Here is a 16,172-nt window from a genome sequence, read left to right on the forward strand (position 1 = left end):
TGTACTCAGACTAACGTGTTTGTGAGAGCCGTTACGGCAGAGCCACCCATCACACGAGCAATCTCATTATTGGAATGGTACCTTTGATACCAACGCTTACCAGCCTTACATAATTCCTGAGTATACTCTGGGTCCTGATAAAGACGTCTAAGATGATCAACTGCTTCTTCAGGTGTACTTGTATTCAGAATTGGCGGCAGCTCTGGAAAACACCATCTATGCCGATCCTCATCGAGCCTAAGCAGGACAGGACGCCCATGAAGTAGTGCTTTAGGGGTCAGACTGCCGAATGCCCCAAGGTAAAACTGATCTGCCACAACATCGGATGCCAAGATATATTCAATCATCCCATAATTGGGAACTGGCGCAATCCATTTCACTCGATCACTAATACCACACTCTTCAAGAAGCTCTTTGGTTGCATCAACTGTGAGGCCCCATTCAACAAAGATAGCCGACGCCTTTGGACAACATTCATGGACAAAGCGGGCGAATCCGCGAATGAGGATATCATTGCCCTTTTCCCAGCTTGGATGACGGGCTTCTTCCCAATGCTGGCGAGCAGGATGAAAAACAATAAAGTCTGTATCGAGCTCCTCACAAAGCGAGGCTCGCAACTGAGAAGCTGAGGCATCTACCTGCAAGTCTTCATTAATGGGGTGTGGAACAAAACGATACTTATCCAGCTTCAACTTATGAACTGCATCAATATTGTCACAGTTCGTAATAAGTGACATATCAGCACTTCGATAAGTCAAGGCACAGAGGCGACCTTGCTTCGTTTTCTCAAATGGAATACTACGAATTGTTCCGTGTTCAAATGCTAAATATGGACGCTTCTCACAAAGCAATGGAAGAATTCCGTCAGTGGCATAACCGATAACTACGTCGTAGTAAGCTAATACCTCAGACCACTTTTCTATTACTGAAGCGTAAGCAATAATATCATTACTGCTAATCCGACTTTCTTCCTCTGGAAACATTTCATCCTGAGCCTTCGCAAGCTTCTCTGCCAAGATATTGATCCTATGAATAATAGATGGCTTGGATTCTTGCTCTTCTGGAAATGAGAACCCCTCTGTTAGTTTAGATTCTGATGGAAACATAACAGGTGGCAAAGATTCTAACTTTGTTGAAACAGATTCAATAATCTGCCAAAACCGTCGCAGGGGCATAAACATCAAGACGATGAGCGACATAACCACCATAGGAATTCCTAGACAGATCTGTGTCACCCGTGACTGCAACCAATACCAGTCAAGCCACCGCATAACTCGCGACTTGGTGTTCTGGATAACTTTGTCACCACCACTCTTCTCCAGGGTGCGGAACATGCCATGTTGCACTTTAACAACTGTTGCTCGACCACTATCACTAGCCCTGTAGCAAATCTCTTTGACTAAGTTCCTTTTTCCAGAACTCACGAGAACGAAATACCGACCTGCATTTCGCATTCCATACTTCGTTTTTCTTATAACTTTCCTGAGCGTGTAAAGTGACAATCTTCCAGACTGCAACACCCACACTTTGGCTCGAAGTCGACGTTGATCATTTCGAAAGACCAATCTTGCTAATGCTCGGATAGGGCGAAATCGTCTTGTCTCTTCACTTGAACCAGAAACTTTTCCAGACCAATATCCAACAAGGTTCGCCCAGAGACTCTCTGCTTTCAGCGTATTACCAGCCTGCTTCGCCAGAAGATATTCCAAACAAGTCTGATGTGGCCCCTGAACAAACCATCTTGGACGTTCAAACCCTGTAAGATCAAGCTCATGCCATTGCGGGGCAAAATGATCAATGTCACTCACAACAATTTGCAACTCTTCCCACTCGGGACATCCCATGATGTGGTAGTAGTCATAGCAAATAACATCACATTCAAATCCACGCCTATTTAATATCTTTGCGTTTAGATAAGCATTGTTGGCGATATTTCCAATATGCAATACGCGGGGAGCTCGCCCCTCAGCTTCCCGAAACTCCGCAAGCCACTGATCCAATTCTTCATCATTCAAGTGATTAACGATCGCACTTGCCCCATGAGCTGGACCAATCTCTACTGCTCCGGAACTTGTACCATTCTGTTTCTCACTCGAATGGCGAGAAGAGAAATCAGGAATCATATTCGCTTGCTCTTCAGCCACGGAAGTACTCCGGGTGAAGCACAACTAACACCTCAGCACCCAACTCTGCAGACATAACCACATCTAACATTTCAGCAAGTGATACATCCCAGACAAACGTGTTGCCTCCACCGATTACCCATCGATCCTGTCCTATGGCCCAAACCTGCAGATCCACATCCCAATCATGACACGGGTTGTTCGTTAAGTAGGTACGCATCCAGTCTTCATTACGAATCGAGGCCCCCGCAGAATGAGTCGCAAATTCAGTGGCTGCCGCTCTATCAACCTCTTCTACTACTTTGGCATAAGTACCTTCGTAGAACAAACCAAAAGACTTCTCATCAACAAGGCCTACTGGCAGCTGCTGTCCTTCTGCATCACAAACTTCGCGATTCCAGAACACTCTATTTTTAAACACCTCAGAATTGTCCGCCCCATAAACCGAGATAGAGTTGTGACCAACTGTACCTAGAACATTAGCACCATGACTTCTAAGCCAAAATAACTCTGTCCATAAAGCTCCAATAGGATCCAGATCAGTTGTCGAAGCAACATGCATTACATCATTGTGCAAACCAATTTCACAGCCGGCAACGATCAGATTTTGAACTATTGCTGCAAGCTCAGGCGATCGCACTAGTAAATCTTTTTCATATTGGCCGTAGTAGAGTGCTGTTGGCAAAAGATAAAACGAACTTCCCACACCAACCTGCGCACAGTAGCGTGCCATACGACAAGCAGTTTGTACATCCGCATCTATATCCACACGGAGACCAACATTGACCAAGTCATTACTACGTTCAGTCTTTAACTTGCACAGTGGTTTTATATTGAGGCGATCACACTTAGCCAAAGAATCAGTCATGATTCTAAAAGTATCGAAGATACCTGTCAGATCTTTATAACAAGACGAAACTTGATCCTGGATATTCCTTGGTTCTGGTGACTGGAGCACACGAATCAAAGCCGGCTTTGGTTCTTCAACCGGCACCTCCAGCTCAGCAGCCACTTCCTCTGGTTCAGCCACCGGCAACCCGGATGCATCCCCACCACCAAAGATTTTCTGCATTCGCCTTAACATTGCTAACACCTCTCACAGAGGACATACCACCTATCACGACCGTTTGAAAGCTGCATCATACCTCACCCCAGAGTCCGACTTCATGAATCCTTACCGCGGTTTTCAGGCACGCGAGCTATTATTCTTGTTTCACGTGGAATCGAATCATTTCCCGTTGCAACGGTACTGATCTCAATTGAATGACATCCAAGTCTTTCAAGCGTCCGCTGAGCTCGACTAGGAGACAAGTCGTTGTAAGAACAGCCGTGTTCTTCATTCCAAGAGTATTGATGATCTGTTAATTCGGGGAACCAGCCACGATAGCACGTCACATAGATCCAACCTTGCGACCAGCGCACCATTGCTGCCAGATACGCATCCATATCATAACTATTGTCGATGGTTCCCTGTGAAAAGACCAGATCGAACTTTTCATCAGCATCCTCAACAATAAAATCACAAGATCGATAATGATGTTTCTTATTAGGACGGTTTTCCTGACACCATGCAATAGCAGGATGAGCAAGATCAAAACCGACATAGCGGCGATCCGCCAAAGCATCGCAATAACCAACACCCAAACCACATCCAAAATCTGCAACCGTTTGCAACTCAGAATGACCATCTATAAATGACAATAAGTCTTGATGAACGGCTTTTCGAGACTCATACATCCACGTATACCACTCAAGACCACCATCATGCTCTTTCCAAAACTGACCATAGTTTTTGGGCTTCCATCTACTGCGAGCACAATTGCTGTATTTAAGATCGATCATCATCTGACCTGCATGCCGATCAAACGCATCCCGCATTTCCCCTGACCACCACGGCCAGGAAGCCGCTGGCCTTGGATTTGGCGTCTGCCGATATGCGAGAGAGTTAACCCGCTGATCCATAATTTCTTGTACTTGATCCCGACCAGGGGAGTCGAGACCAAGCCATTCATACATACCTTCAATTCCCTCTACTCCATCCCGAGCGAGATCGATGCAACGGACTCGATCACCAGTCACTGATTCCAAGCCTTTAAGGTAAACAGAATTACAGGCACTCCAATACCAAGCACACATGTGACTTCGCGGCATTTTTTCCCATAACTCGTACACTGGATCCCCTGGCTGTGGCCGGTTACGAGCGTAATCAGAACTATCGTCACTAATCAGCAAGTTCGCTGCCGAACTCACCGCTGCTGGCTCCAACGCTTCGGATTGCAAACCTTCCCGATAAATATTTCCAAACTTCGCGATGTGCCAATTCATCATTGAAGTCACCACATCGCGACCATCCCGAGTCAACAGCACGAAACGACAGTTGCTTTCCTTTGCGAGCGCTGGAATAAACGGACCATAGGTCACATTTTTTTCGCCATAATTTCCGTGTTCTGTTAACCCCTTCTTAAAACGGGGCACTAACACATCCCGCACCAATTTCATTTTATCTTTGTCACTAAGGCATCCATCTAAAGCTGCTCTTGTTTCACGATTGAGATTGGGCATGGGCTCTGAAGCACAATGACCATTCACTGCAGTATCGAGCAATGTCGCCAAAGCTGTCGAGCCAGATCTTGCTGTACTAAGAATACAATAGGGAACGTTTGTCATCGTTTTACTCAACGTTCTAATTTAGACTCCAGGCTTTAGCTGTGAAGTTCTTTTTAGTGTTGTGTTTGTTCGTTTGGCATGCTTACGCCAAGCATGGAACATTCTAAACTGCTCAGTATTAATCACTCGCTCTTGGTCATTAGATGGCTTCATGAGCACCACACTTACCGGAGCTGCTACTCGGGCAGGGCTCCAGACAGACAGATTCATTTCGTCAGAAAAACACAGCTGCATTTTATTTTGTGGGCATTTCCATTTGGCCAGTGCCAAACTAAACCAGCTAATGTTATTTGCTTCTTCTGGCAGCGCCTTCAAGAATATATAGCCTGAGCAAGATGGTATTTTTCGATACATCGATCGTGTCCCAATGAAGAGGCTGAATCCACTTTGAGATGCTATACGCACGCCCCATTTCAAACGATGATGCCACTTTTTATGCAAGTCAACACCTTCGATACCAATGTATTGAATCGCTCCGAGAATATTTGGCACCGATACAACTCTACTCTTCGTTTGGTTCGGCAGCTCAACTCGCTGCCGAACACCTCCACTCAAGACTGTTACCAATTCTGTTTTGTCACCGATATGGCCACCAATGCGCAAGACGTCTGGAAGAGGACTACTATCGAGCGTCACCTTGGCTTTCTCTGCGCAATCGACCGAAACGGTCAACCCGTAAAGTTCCGCGATATCCTCAGGCCCACGATTTCCAGTATGTGGATCATTCCAGGATTTAATATTGATCTCATTTGGGCTCACCCGATCAACATGATCCGCAATCTGGGTCATCATGTATAAATACTGATAGAAGCAAGACGCTCGCATTACACAAATGCGTTTTTCTTCTTGTACTTTTCCAGAGAAATTGAAAACTCGATCCTGCAAACCTTGTATTGCAGGAGAATCAAACTGCCTCTCTTTATGTTCCCACCTCTGATCTGCCCCAATATGGGTATAGAACGGAATTGCTTGTGGAACACTATTCTTCGTCGCATTCAATACAGTCATAAGACGTGATGCAAATGTTGTAATGCGGCTTCTTTTATTGACGAATTGCCCCAAAGATAGATCGATGAGATTTTCATCCTGCACTGGCAGCACACGTCGGACAACTGTAATGGGCTTCCCATCTCTTGCGATCGTAGGACTGGTAACTTGCAGTGGGTGCAGTGAGGTCCTGGGCTCTCCCGAACTACCCGATGGATTAATAAAACGAACACCCAGCTTTCGAAAATGTTCGAGAATGTAAAGTGGCGAATCTGGATCATCTGGCAGAAGAGAAACATCAACATCATCATTGGCACTATCTAACCAGAATGGCCTAACACTTTCAGGCTTCAAGATATCGAGTACTGATGCCAATTGTTCACGATGACGTTTCGCGGATGAATCTGTGAGAAAACCACTTGCGTTATGGTCAATAAACAGACGGCAAACAGGGCGACAAGTACTTCCCAGATGATCGAGCACTTGCTTCTCTAAATCACCATCAAACGCGAGCAAACAGAGATGCTCGATCGCATCGCGTGCCTCACGACTTTCGACACAGATATTAACCCTGTTAATAATTGTCTTTCTAGCAATCAGGTGGCCGCTAGAAAGTGGCAAATGATACTTGTAACGCTTTCTACCATTGCTCAATTCCTCAATCCCACCAAAGTCCAGCTTGCGACTCCAACCACCCGCTGAGATAAAAGTCAGCTCAGGTGGAATGCCTGAATAGTCATCGAAGTCAAGAAACGCGGCACGATAGTCGCGGACAAATCGACGGCTCACCTTTTTTTTAACAATACGACCGAGCTTCTTATTAGCACGCTTTAGGGCAACCACACGACCATTGCATTCTTTCTTCCACTCAATGAGTGATTTGGGAATCATAATTCCATTTGGAGGTGGATTCCAGAGTCCATGAATGTGGTCAATCAACCCAAGCTCTGCTAACTGCGTCAACTCACGACTATTTCTTGCCAAGTGATTACCATGGCCAAAACACGGCGAAAACAAACTGTTCGCCATGTTTATACCGGCATCAATTGGCAGTATTGAATCTCCGAAGTCAAGATTTAAGTCGTAGCAGAGGGTAGACAGTGCATGCCAAGTATTTCTTGGATATGAGCAATCGCAATCACTGATGATTGCAAAAATGTGCTGAAAGGGATAAGGAAGTAATCGAATTCCTTGCGACTTCAAACGAGCTTCAAGATCTGCCGCCTGCTGATCACTTAAGCCTGCGTCTCGATGAAATGGTCGCTCCATAGTCATAATAGAAAGTCTTCTTGTATTCTGAATCCCAGATTAACCTCTGGAATAATGGACGCGCAAAACATCACGCTTGTGTCCACGAGTCGAAGTCCCAATCCATTAACTCACATAGACGCCTATTTGACGGATCATAAAAATTATCTAGTTTCTTTCGAACATCTACTGGCATAGCCAAAGCAGATATTTCTTTTGTGGCATGGTCATGAACAGAATTATGCTTTTTCCCCACTTGGCTGTAATCAATTCCATCCTGGCCTGGCTCAGGAAGATTGAGCCATGACATGACATCAGCAAGGGCTTTTAGTGGCTGATCTGCGAAATCTTGGTAGTTCGTGACAAATACTTGAGACCACCCGAACAGATGGATGTAGTTCATAAGCTGTGAATAGTACATGCCACGGTCAAGATGCAATAAACGGGCATCAGAATACAACATATGTTGCCACCTCTGCCGATTACTGTCATCGAAGTTGTCTTTAACAGCGGCCAGTCTTTCATCTACCATAGACCCAAAGTCACTGAGAAGATCTGAGCCGCTATAGCTTTTCCGATATGAAGACCACAGACAATCTGTTGGGTTGCGTAATATGAACAGAATTCGAGCATCTGGAAGATGTTGTCGAATGTTGCAAGCAATGTGAGGGAACACCATAAAGTAAGGCCACTTCGTGCCGTAATACTTTGGCTTTGGTTTCATTAGCTTGGCTGGATTCCATCGCTCACGGCGCGGCCTATCGGCTGTCGTCATCTCTTCATAGACCTTGCCGCCATCTTCGAGCCCAATCATGCTGTAGGAGTTAAAGGGTGTCGCAAAAGGAAAGCCAACATACTCGCCTTTATAGGACAAGACTTCCTTGGAGTTACTCAGAAAGCAAATTTCTGGACTCAACATAAGAGCTTGCTTAAGAGAGCTCGTAGCCGACCGCTGGGCTCCGGCGATGATCAGATTCAGACGTGACATAAACTCAGCTCCATCAAATATCTATTTACAGCACTACAGTCTATCAGATTGACCCTATTGGGCCCTTCTGACAGCATCCATATACCATCTCATACCAATGACTCAGGAGTTCGCTATACTGCCGCCCACTTGGATCCCATGGGGTCTCTATAATCGAGGTTCCACATGTCCGATCCCGTTACAGTCGTCATTGTAAACTCGCTCAGCTATACCGGTACGACTTGGCTTAATCTGGTGCTTGGATCCCACTCTAGAACCTTTACGATTGGGCCACCTGATCGCGTCTATGCCCTGCTTAAGCAGCAAACAGTTGAGCACCCTGTCAATGCCTGCCGTGTCCATGGCCCTACGTGTGAATTCTGGCAAGGCTTCTGCGAACAGTACGATTCTCGTGAGAACTACTTTGTTCAACTCGCTGATTACGCCAAGTGTGATGTACTGGTTATCAATAATCCAATACCCAACGGCACCAGCCTAGAACTTGAGCATCCCTCAATTGTGGTCAAACCTATTCAGCTCATTCGCGATGGCCGAGCTGTCGCAGCAAGTTATAGGCGAAAGCACCCAAATGAGTCGTTTTTCGATGGCGTCAAGAACTGGCTATCAGCACCCCTCAATAGTTTCCCCTTCGATAAAAATGACCCCGATCTTCTCTGCCTTCGATATGAAGATGTGCTTCAAAATCAGCACACCGCAATTGAGCAAATTGGCCAATTTGTGGGTGTCGATTATGACGCGAAAGCTTTACGTTTCTGGGAACACCCACATCACATCACAGCTGGAAATTCTGGCACCATCATGATGATTAAATTGGCACAAGAACTCCGGGTTCCAGCAAACGAGAATCGCGAATATTATGAAGAGCAGCTGAAAACACTGCAAGACAATCCAAGCCACACATTTAATGACAAACGTTGGACTAGTGAGCTCTCAACCAGAGACCGCTTTGCATTTGATTACTTTTGCGGCAAAGCAAACGCCCAGTTTGGCTATGACAGAGATTCGTTCACCACTGACGAACACCGAGAGTTCACTAATGAACTACAACAAGTCATTCCGCCACCAGCGACAACTGCTATCAACACCTCACCTGAACAAGAAACATTTGTTGCCCCACCACCCGAAGAATCAGAGGCGACTCCAGCACCTGAGTTTACACTGTTGCCTCCACCATATGAGCCAGCGGCGTCGCCTCCACTACGACAGCAATTGTTGCCTTCATACTGGTTACAAAACGGAATAGCGATCACGTCTACTCAAGCCCGCAAACTTAGTTTTGCTATTACCATTTGCCTCGTTGTAGCCATATTAGTCATCATCACCTTGGCAATTTTACTCGGCGCCTCATCTTCTATTGGGTAATACATGGCCTCATCATCTGCCATCATCGAATCAGAGCAGCTTCAAGTAGATTTAAAGAACCGCAAAATACAAAAGTACCAGGTTGAAGATAGCGGCCTCTCACTACATGCTTGTATCAGCAACGTAAATCGAAACAACTTTCAGGGATATGGAGCCGACTACACGACAGGCGCGGGCGCCCAGAAGATTGTCGTTGGATGCCTACAGCAATACTACGATTTAATTAAATCTCTGGCTGCATGCCCACGAATTCGTTTTGCACCTCATTGTGACCTAACAAAGCAACCCGTCTCCGATGATGAAATTGTTTGCAGTATTCGACATGATGTCGATGCTGATCCGCGTGTGTCGCTTGCTGAAGCTGAAATAGAAGCTGAATTTAATGCCAGCACGACTTACTTTGTTCTACACACAGCCACCTATTATGGAGCCTTCCAAAAAGGTATCTTCCGACGCAATTCATGCATGGCGGTGATTTACCAAAAGATTCAAGAGCTCGGACAAGAAATCGCCCTCCATACAGATCCTTTAGAGCTGTTCCAAAATTTAAACATAAACGGCGCCGAAGCTGTTGTCACCGAAGTCGAGTGGCTGCGTAGCCAAGGCCTTCGTATTGTCGGAAGCGTGGCTCATAACTCAGCGCCTATCTATGGAGCTGAAAACTACGCCATCTTCAAAGGCAGAAACAAACACCACAAGCCCAACAACGCTAATCCTGATAAGAAACCTGAATACCTTGATGAAATTATTCATGAGGGTCGCTGGGCGCCACTTGGAATTATTGATGAGCAGCAATTAGGGTTGCACTATGAGGGCAACGAGTTTCTTCATCAACGCGCAGTACCGGTCGAATATGGCGCCACTCGCGGCGTGAACCGATGGCGCTGGAACCAACATAACCTTCGCCTCAAAAAATGTCCCAATCCGAAGGAAGATCTATTTATCGATCAGACTCGACTCCTTCGAGATATTCAGACAATGCCAGGCGGACGTTGGCTTATTCTCAATGTCCACCCCTTGTACTACGGTGCAAGGCACAACGAAACAACAGCACCACCGATGCATGTTGACTCTATTACTGTTGATCACAAAAGCTCTGTGGGCTGGGATACCTATAAACCCAATACGCTACAGGCTCGATCTGGGAACGAACATGATGCTCAAGTCATCAACTTCAGCGATGAAGATGGGATGCTAGACGCACCACGCCCGAAACCAGATGCGGATAACACCCTCCGAATTATGTTTCTTGGAGGCGCCAACCTAGATGGTCTTTCAACGCCAATCCCTGAACATTGCGGACAACAACTTTATCGTTTATTAGCTCGACATTTAAAACGATCTATCTGGTGCCGTACTCTTGCGTTCCCATCGATGGGCCTTTGTCGACACTTTGATTGGTTTGAAAGACACAAGACAAGTGTTTCTCCTGATCTTGTACTCATTGGTATAGGCGCCGATGAAATCGAGACAAGTGTTACACCACACTGGTGTCTTAACACGGGTTTTGATTCCACATTCCCACCAGCCTCTTATCTCAAAGCAAATGGCCATGGCGCAGAAGTGGTTGCAGGTGTACCTAAACAAGCAGCAATTCGTCGTAGTCAAGCTCAAGCAAAGACGACTACTACCGCAGTAAGTCTCACTACTCTTGACTCTAATAAGCACCACCAAGCCAATGATCAGATTGCTCAGTGTGTGAAATATTATGCAGACGCTGTACGAGCAACTGGAGCCGTTCCTATGCTCTTCGTCAATGAATGCGGCGAGTCTGCCGGCCTCTGGAGTGAAGGCATTACTTCGGACCGCCGCGCAGAGGGTCATGCCCAGGCACTCTCATACATCCAGCAGTGGGGCAGCCATGCCGACATTCCAATTATTGACCCTTATGCTGCATTTTTAACACAGAATGAGGATCTCATTTGCCATGTCACAAATGGTAAAGAATGGAATGCCACTGGACACCGACTTGCAGCTGGCGTGCTGTTCGATGCGGTTTTAGATTTTCTAGGCAATCACGATTAACGGATACGAGGCAGGCTCTCACTAACGAGAGCGTACTTGTGGCGATTGCTTGAGCTCTTCATAGAGTTCGAGTGCCGCCAAGCGGTGCGCATTCACTGTCCAAGTGCCATCTTCGTGATGAATTGGGCACTCCGCCTCCGCCTCAAATCTTTGATAGGGACTGATGAGTGGAATACTCAATCGCCCAGCAATTTCACGCCATCTTTCAACAACAATATTTGCCTGCTTATATGCTTCCACGCTTGAATGGGTCGCTGACAGAGCGCCCAGATGCTCTCCCGCCTCCGTCACCATAAGAAATAACTGAGAATCACGGGGCTGGATTGAATCATTAATGAAATGCAGAATTGAACTCAGCCCGATCATTTTCTGAGATTCCACTTCCGTTAACTCTTTGCAAAATAATGTGCGTTGAAAAGACGATTCATCTTCAGGACCGCTTTTACTTGGATTTTGCCGGTGCTTTTTCCACTTCGAACTTGCAGCCTGTACTTCAACACGCTCTCCGGCCCATTTTAGATACGAGCCAGGAGGATGTTCTGGAGAGAATCCCGTGCGCTTACTCCAATATGCTGACTCGCTCCAGGCCAGCTCTTGTGACGTTACACCAAGCACAACAATCGTCGGCTCAATTCGTTCTTGCATGATCTTAAGCCAATGCCACAGACGCGAAATGCTCATTTCAGAGAACGCGCACTTCACACACATGGTGCTTTCATCGATCTCCTCACAAAAACGCTGCTCCAACAATCGATGGCTCTGTGAATGGGACGCGACTGCTAATGAATCGAGCCCTCCGCCATCAAGAAACAAAATCCGGTTTCGACACTTACTTCGCTGACCTGTTAACACTCCTTCAGCGTCAAGCATGCCGAGCTCGTTCACAAATGAAACGTTGTGGTAAATCGCTTTGTCTTTATCTGGTCCAATTGCTGAAACAGAAGAACCTGGAACCAGTGTTTCCCAACCTAATTTCTGTCCCACAGACACTTGCACATGATGTCTCGCTGAGTCAGGTGGATCAACAGCACTTGTACGACCACCGTAATAACACGGGTGAATCGTCATCACAATGCAAGCAGGTGCCTCAAGATGCCTAATATCTCTGACCATTTCATCCTGAGTACAGAATGGTGGACGGCCCAACTCCAACCCTTTTTTAGCACGTCTATCATATGCGCGCCATCGCCAACCATCGACGGTACGTGTAGCGCCATACTCCACGTTAATTTCTTTTCGTCTTCTAAAAATGTCATTGCCTTCGTAGGTCAGACCTAACTCGGCCTCGTCCACAACACGCAGCAGCGCCAGCGTACCATTGTGCTCTAAGACGTCGGGAGGGGCGTCGGGATCATAGGCAACCTTCGCTTCATTCCGGAATCGGCCTCTAAACAACTCATAGTTTTCGGCTCCAAAAGCGGCTTTGGATCCATGAGCAACCGTACCCGTGATCCTCAACCCAATGCTCCGCAGCCATTGCACCTCTTCGATAAGTGCTGCGGCACCATCAGCTCCATCACTTTGATATACCGTAATACCATCGGCATGCAGTCCCACTTCATGTCCCAGTGACTCTATCTCTTTATAGACAGCGCCCATAGCTTCATGCCTTCGATAACGCCCAAATCGCCTTTGCATGTAATAGCCTGCGGTATGAAGTAAATAGTGCGAGGTCGGAACACACAATTCATTTTCAATACGAGCCATCTGGTGTGCTGCAACAATATCACCATCAATGTCGTGGCGTATCGCGAGACGAATTTTATCTTGACCATCTGGCTGCCGACATAACTCTTCAAGCGTCACAAACTCAATGCCAATATCTTTCAGCTGACGAAGAAGCTGCTCGTAATAAAACATGGGGTAAGCGCACGCTTTATCTGGCTCCTTTGCACTAAGCCGAGCGCCGTAACCACTATACATATCCTTATTGCACTGGTGAAACACGCTCTTAACTGACACTCGACTCTTCGTGACGCGATAGTCAGAAAACTGGGGATGCTCATTTTGATTGCTCACAATTCCGACTTTCGTATAACCACTTCTAAACTATCGCCATGAACTGCAATCAGCGGCCCATTACTCGGGTCGAAACGTTTACCATCCGATTCAGCATAAAGTTCCACGATTTCATCACGAGGAAGACCAGTGAAAGCGAAGAATCCGGAACCATCAAAGAACGCATCATCACGAACAATACGCTCTCCATCTGGTCCATTATAACTTAGCACTAATCTCAACTCCGAAAAGGCCCCTTCAATTCGGCCACCAAACACACAAGTCGTCGGCACAGCAGGCCTCAGTGAGCCAGACCGAAGAAACTCAACAGCATCTAAATCAACTTCACATGCTGTATCACTCTCTAGAATAAAACTCATCGATGCAATAGGCGAGACAGGCAAAGGTCCACCTGGCACCGATCCACTTCGCCACTTGAGATCCACCAGCGGAATGACGCGCCGTTCCCATTCCCCAGACTCGCATTGTGATGTGAGATAAGAGGCGTTGACATCTGCCACTGATTGATGAGTGACACTGTCCCCAAAATAAAATCGACCGCCATCTTTTGTCTCAATAAGAACCCCACAACGCGTCTGAGATGCCTGCCGCCTGACTGAATATGCAAAGTGCTGGCAACCAGCTGGATCGATATCTTGTGGGAACCAGTTGATTCTCCCTGATCCAGGCTTCGATAATTCAACATGAGCATATCCAGAACCTCTTGCTGCATCAGTCTTGTCTGTCAGCCACTGAACCGCAACACACTCTTCCTGGCTTAACATCAACTCATTGGCAAAAGGCACCTCATCGAGAAGTACATGCGAAACATGCCCCCCAACAATTGTCACAGATTGACGCAACTCACCATCAGCTGGATTACGCACGAGGTTTTCTATTGGTTTATTATCTAAACAGACCTGTGTTTTGGAATTGTCATCAACGTAAAAGGTAATTCCATACAGATCTTCTACACTTATTGGCATGGTCTTGCCTGTGTGTTTATTTAGCCACGACTTAATTTGTATCGTGTCGCCACCAATTCGGGATACATGTTTTGGAAGCACCTGAGCGATGAGCGAGTATTGATACAATCGAGAGGCTGAAACAAAGCCAAGCCGCTTATTTTCGGGAACCGAACCTGAAATATTCATCACACGATCTTGCAGCGCACTCATGACTGAATCATCGAAGTAAGGCTCCTGTGGGTTTCGCGTATTACCTAAATGGGTATAAAACGGCCACGCCTGATCAGTCTCTTGGGCTGAACGCTCAAGCAATCTTCGCATTCGCTCTGAAAACGTGTCCGTGCCCATATTATTTTCAAGCTTTTTGTCTAACACTGTGTCATTGGGCAACTCCGGAGCCATGCGCCTTGCACCAAATAAACGAGTTCTATCTCGACCTTGTGTCAGAGGCGTGATCTCAAATATATGAGCTCGCTCACCAGGCTCTCCGGACTGACCCGATGGGTTAATAAACTTAATGCCAAATGTACGAACTAAGTAATGAAGAAGATATGCAATGGAATCAGGGTGGTCTCCAAGTGCTGAAAATTTTAGATCCTCTTTACAGCCACTGATATAGAGCGACGGGAGTGGTGATTGCCCATATCGGGATGACACCGCCTCGTGAATTTCTCTCTCTACTCTTGTGTTAACGATGTACTTTGACGCATGGTCTGTAACGAGATTCGTTCCAACATTCCATTCTGTACGAAGTGACTCAAGAAGGACGTGGCTTTTCAATGCATCTGTATTAAAAAGATAGAGCGCTTTTACTTCAGTAGCTGGCTTTGCCGCAGAATCACGAACTATTATTCGTTCAATAGAAGAAAGAAATAAATTGTGCTCGCGACTTCGATCAAGTGGAACATCAAAATAGGCCACTTTCCAGCGAGAGCGGCCTATTTTATACTGCTCTCTTTGCTTGCTATTTGAACGTTGATAGGCCAGCTCTGTTCCATCTGGCCTGACAACAACCAGTGTGGCACTATCGGATAGCTCAAGACCTTTTGTACAGACAGCAACTGTACACACTGGCACCCGAAATGACTTGAACTCTAACTGTCCAAACCGCGATCTTTCTAACTCTGCTGGAACCGCAATACACCACTCGCCTACACCGGGCGATGACACATCGTTCAACACCATTACACGTGCACCAAAGGCTGATAGCGAATGAAAATGATCGAGGTTACCCCGATGAAATTCACGAACTAACTCAATAAAACCGACTTTGCGATCGTCATCGGCGTGCGGGTACGAATGAGAAATAGGCGCACACCCATCACAATCGAAAAATGCCAGCGGCTCTGTTCGCACGCGTCGCGAAGCACGCTGATGTAATCGAAACGAGTCTCCAAAATCAAGGCCATGCCGACGAATGAGCTGAGTGTGATACGCATTTACATCAAATGGTTTTGCCGCATCCAAATCACTAACTAAACCAACAATGTTGGCGGCAGGATATGGGAGCAATCGCATGCCCGCGCTTTCTAAAGCAGCGAGACATTGCTTTTTCTTCTTTTGAGACAATACATTACGAAGGGACCACGGACAAGCATCGAGGCCTCGAAAGAGCCCCCAAGATCCAATGACTGGATGGCGAAGAAGGTAACGCATGCGATTAATGCGGTCATGACCTATGGCCTGTAAGAGGCTTCGAAAAAGCCCCCAAGATCCAATGATTGGATGGCGTAGAAAATACCGCATTCGATTAACGCGGTCATAACCTATCGTCCGCCCAACGAAATGCTTTAACCACTGCATTGA

At 46.5% G+C, this 16,172-nt stretch carries 9 protein-coding genes; 2 read left to right on the forward strand and 7 right to left on the reverse strand.

Translation table 11 applies throughout. The features are described from left to right. Positions 1–5: 5 nt before the first annotated feature. The 5 genes from P8J86_00845 to P8J86_00865 form a co-directional block, all read right to left on the reverse strand. Positions 6–2,144: a hypothetical protein gene (locus P8J86_00845; protein MDG2053232.1), complete on the reverse strand. Its 2,139-nt coding sequence runs from the start codon at positions 2,142–2,144 to the stop codon at positions 6–8. After that, on the reverse strand, positions 2,137–3,195 hold the full coding sequence (locus P8J86_00850; GenBank protein MDG2053233.1) for a hypothetical protein: 1,059 nt from the start codon (positions 3,193–3,195) through the stop codon (positions 2,137–2,139). Before P8J86_00850 ends, P8J86_00845 begins: the two co-directional genes overlap by 8 nt. A gap of 92 nt (positions 3,196–3,287) precedes the next feature. After that, the gene (locus P8J86_00855; protein MDG2053234.1) at positions 3,288–4,790 is read right to left on the reverse strand and encodes a methyltransferase domain-containing protein; all 1,503 of its coding nucleotides are present in this window, start codon (positions 4,788–4,790) and stop codon (positions 3,288–3,290) included. 21 nt (positions 4,791–4,811) lie between these two features. Next, positions 4,812–7,052, reverse strand: coding sequence for a hypothetical protein (locus tag P8J86_00860; GenBank protein ID MDG2053235.1), 2,241 nt, complete (start codon positions 7,050–7,052; stop codon positions 4,812–4,814). A gap of 64 nt (positions 7,053–7,116) precedes the next feature. Then, positions 7,117–8,013, reverse strand: a complete 897-nt coding sequence (locus tag P8J86_00865; GenBank protein ID MDG2053236.1) for a sulfotransferase — start codon at positions 8,011–8,013, stop codon at positions 7,117–7,119. A gap of 165 nt (positions 8,014–8,178) precedes the next feature. Here P8J86_00865 and P8J86_00870 point away from each other — a divergent pair, with 165 nt between their 5' ends. Together P8J86_00870 and P8J86_00875 are read left to right on the forward strand one after the other, a co-directional pair. Next, entirely contained in the window at positions 8,179–9,375 is a 1,197-nt protein-coding gene (locus P8J86_00870) for a hypothetical protein (protein MDG2053237.1), read from the forward strand. A gap of 3 nt (positions 9,376–9,378) precedes the next feature. Beyond that, positions 9,379–11,400 (forward strand): hypothetical protein, encoded by a 2,022-nt coding sequence (locus P8J86_00875; protein MDG2053238.1) that lies wholly within the window; start codon positions 9,379–9,381, stop codon positions 11,398–11,400. Between the two features lie 21 nt (positions 11,401–11,421). Here P8J86_00875 and P8J86_00880 read toward each other — a convergent pair whose 3' ends face one another. Together P8J86_00880 and P8J86_00885 are read right to left on the reverse strand one after the other, a co-directional pair. Beyond that, positions 11,422–13,419 (reverse strand): hypothetical protein, encoded by a 1,998-nt coding sequence (locus P8J86_00880; GenBank protein MDG2053239.1) that lies wholly within the window; start codon positions 13,417–13,419, stop codon positions 11,422–11,424. After that, complete coding sequence (locus P8J86_00885; GenBank protein ID MDG2053240.1) at positions 13,416–16,169, reverse strand: hypothetical protein; 2,754 nt, start codon at positions 16,167–16,169, stop codon at positions 13,416–13,418. The genes P8J86_00880 and P8J86_00885 overlap by 4 nt, the downstream gene beginning before the upstream one ends. Positions 16,170–16,172: the final 3 nt, after the last annotated feature.

It is taken from the genome of Phycisphaerales bacterium, assembly GCA_029268515.1.
Lineage (GTDB): Bacteria > Planctomycetota > Phycisphaerae > Phycisphaerales > SM1A02 > JAQWNP01.